Here is a 2885-nt window from a genome sequence, read left to right as displayed (position 1 = left end):
CATCAGAGTCTCGCCGTTCGTATTCACCGTCCGGCCGCCCGCGTCCGAGACGTGCGGTAACTGCATGACGCGGATCGAGTGGGACGAGCAGCGCGGCTTCCACCACACCGACGACAACACCCCCGCCGGCGGGCTGTGCGAGCGGAACACGGTCCGCTCATGACCGCCGCCTACATGATCCTGACCGGCGCGTTCGTGCTCGCCGTGATCGCCGTCGTCATCGCGCTCACGATCCGCCGCCACGCCCTCTCCAAGCGGGAGGGCCAGTGAGCGACACCGCCCTCATCGGCGCCGCATGCGTGGCCGCCGCCGCGCTGCTCGCGCTGGCCGCCCGCCGCTACCGCACCCGCTGGGACCAGCAGGCCGAGGCGCACGTCCGCGACCTCGCCGCCCCGTACGACCCCGACGCGACCGAGCTGCTCGACCTGACCGCGCTCACCGGCTCCGCCAGCGACGAGGCCGGCTGGGCGATGGGCGAGACCGCGTGAAAGCGGCCGACTGGCTCGCGGTGAGGTACGGCGCTGCCGTGCCTCACCGGCCCCGGCCCTACCGGCCCCGGCCCTGGCTGGAGTTCGTCGTTCACGGCCAGCCCGCCCCGCAGGGGTCGAAGAAGCACGTCGGCAACGGCGTCATGGTCGAGATGTCGAAGCGGCTCAAGCCCTGGCGGAAGGCCGTCAGCGACGCCGCGGCCGAAGCCATGGCCGCCGCCGGCCGTACCGCGCCGCTGGACGGCCAGATCGTCGCCGAGATGGTGTTCACCCTCCGCTCGAAGCCGACCAGTCGCCCGACCTGGTGGCCCGCCGGTGTCCCGTGGTCGCGTCGCGCCTGGTGGCTGCCCGCGTCCACGCCTGACCTGTCCAAGTTGCTCCGCTCCACGGAGGACGCCCTGACCGGCGTGGCGTGGGCCGATGACGCCCGAGTCGTCGCCTACCGCCGCGCGGCCAAGGTCTACGCCCTCGACCCGCGCGAGCCCGATGCCCTGCCTGAGCCCGGCGCGGTCATCCGCGTCTGGGAGATCCCCGCCGCTACCGAGGAGATCCCGTGAAACTCGCCCTCGTCCCCGACCACCACCCGCGGCGAATCCGCCCGTACGGGCTCCGCCGCCGCATGGAAGCTCTCGCCGCACTCGGCTGGCCCATCCGCGAGCAGGAGCGCCGCCTCGGCCACCCCAACGTGTTCTGCCGTCTCGCCTGGCAGCAGTACATCCAGCGAAGCACGGCCGAGGCGATCAAGCGGCTGTACTCCGACCTGTGGGACCAGATGCCGTCGGACACGTACGGGTCGCGCCGAGCTCGGGCCTGGGCTGCACGGCTCGGCTGGCCGAGGCCGGCCGAGTGGGACGACGAGCACATCGACCTGCCGCCCGACGAGCTGGCCGCGGCGATCACGCGTGAGGTGGAGTCGATGTCGTACGCCGAGCTGCGCAGGTGCCAGCGGGATCGGGACGAGGGCGGTCGTGGCCCGTTGGCGGTGGCGGGGGCGCGTGAGTATCGCCGGCAGAAGTCGGCGCGGCGCCGGGAGCGGGAGCGCGGGTCGGCTGTGGCTGCGTGATGCACGGGAACCTTGTTGGTTGAGTTGACAAGGTTTCCGTGCATCCCTAACTTAGTCGTCACTGCCAACAAGGTTTTGTTTCGGAGAATCAGCATGGAAGCACCGACCACCACCAGGACCGCCCGCCAGTGCGGCGCCGCCAAGTCCCGCGCCAAGTACGCCCAGCAGGCCGCGAACCGCCGCGAAAAGTTCGCCCAGCTCCGCCAGGACGGCACCACCCTCGCCGCCGCCGCCGAACAGATGGGCGTCTCCTACGAGCAGGCCAGGCGCTGGGACGTCCGCCTCCGCGAAGAGAACCCCAGCTACAAGCCGCCCGCCCGCAGCCGCACCATGCAGGCCGCCCGGCAGAAGTGGCTCGCACAGGCGCAGGCCCGCTACGAGACCTACCTCGAACTCCGCGCTCAGGGCCTGGAGCACGCGGCCATCGCCGAACGGATGGGAGTGAAGATCGGCACCATCCAGCGCTACCAGCGCATGTACCGCAAAGCCGCCGGGATCGACACCTGGTACGGCCAGCGCACCGCCGAACTGCGCCCGCGCATCCTCGCCCATCTCCAGCAGTGGCCCGGCGTCGAGTTCAGCGCCTACGACCTCCAGCGCAAGCTCAGCCTGGGGAAGGACCACACCCCCTCGGTGCACGCCGTCATGCGCGACCTGATCGCCGAGGGCGTGGCCGAACTCGTGCTCGGTGTCCGCGACAGGGGAGTTGCCCCCAACAACGCCCCGGCCCGCCGTTACCGCTACCTCGGGAACGGTCCTGGGAGCCAGGCGTGAACGCGCCCACGATCCCCGACCTCATCGCCTACGCCCGCGGGCAGGGCCTCACTCTCACCGTCTCGGGCGGGCTCCTCCAGGTCACCGCGCCGCAGGGAGCCGAGGGCATCACCGCCACCCTGCACCGCCACGAGACCGCCGTCATCGCAGCTCTGGAAGAGGAGAGCATGCCCAAGATCGTCCCCGCCCTCCTGGAGACCGCGCCGCCCGCCGTCGAGCAGGTGGACATCTCCGACCCGCTCAAGTTCCTCGCCCACGTCCAGGCCCGCATCACCGCCGCCGAAACCGACCGCGACGCCTGGGAAACCCTCGCCCAGGAAGAGACCGAACGCGCCAACAAGGCCCAAAAGCGCATCACCGGGCTGGAGGCCGACCTCATCAACGCCGAGGCCCGCGCCGACGACCTCGAAGCCGAGAACCGCTCGCTCCGAACCCGCCTCGACCACGTCGGCCCGCAGCTCAACGAGCTCGCCCAGATCAAGGCCGCGTTCCGCGCCGCGCTGACGCTCGACGGCGGCAACTCGCGGTGAACCCCTGCAACTACTCCATCGGCGCCACGG

Annotated in this window: 5 protein-coding genes; all 5 read left to right on the top strand. The window is 71.4% G+C overall.

Annotated elements, in window-relative coordinates; translation table 11 throughout:
- The first annotated feature begins 266 nt into the window (after positions 1–266).
- The 5 genes from HII36_RS59080 to HII36_RS54375 all read left to right on the top strand — a co-directional run bounded on the left by HII36_RS59080 (position 267) and on the right by HII36_RS54375 (position 2855).
- On the top strand, positions 267–488 hold the full coding sequence (locus HII36_RS59080) for a hypothetical protein (protein ID WP_173531244.1): 222 nt from the start codon (positions 267–269) through the stop codon (positions 486–488).
- A 38-nt stretch (positions 489–526) separates the two neighbouring features.
- Complete coding sequence (locus HII36_RS58470) at positions 527–1045, top strand: RusA family crossover junction endodeoxyribonuclease (RefSeq protein WP_217371126.1); 519 nt, start codon at positions 527–529, stop codon at positions 1043–1045.
- Positions 1042–1551: a hypothetical protein gene (locus tag HII36_RS54385; RefSeq protein ID WP_173531243.1), complete on the top strand. Its 510-nt coding sequence runs from the start codon at positions 1042–1044 to the stop codon at positions 1549–1551. The genes HII36_RS58470 and HII36_RS54385 overlap by 4 nt, the downstream gene beginning before the upstream one ends.
- A gap of 93 nt (positions 1552–1644) precedes the next feature.
- Complete coding sequence (locus HII36_RS54380; protein WP_173531242.1) at positions 1645–2325, top strand: helix-turn-helix domain-containing protein; 681 nt, start codon at positions 1645–1647, stop codon at positions 2323–2325.
- Positions 2322–2855 (top strand): hypothetical protein, encoded by a 534-nt coding sequence (locus HII36_RS54375; protein ID WP_173531241.1) that lies wholly within the window; start codon positions 2322–2324, stop codon positions 2853–2855. Before HII36_RS54380 ends, HII36_RS54375 begins: the two co-directional genes overlap by 4 nt.
- Positions 2856–2885: the final 30 nt, after the last annotated feature.

Source organism: Nonomuraea antri (genome assembly GCF_013283785.1).
Lineage (GTDB): Bacteria > Actinomycetota > Actinomycetes > Streptosporangiales > Streptosporangiaceae > Nonomuraea > Nonomuraea antri.
This window is presented reverse-complemented; position numbering and strand designations above follow the sequence as displayed.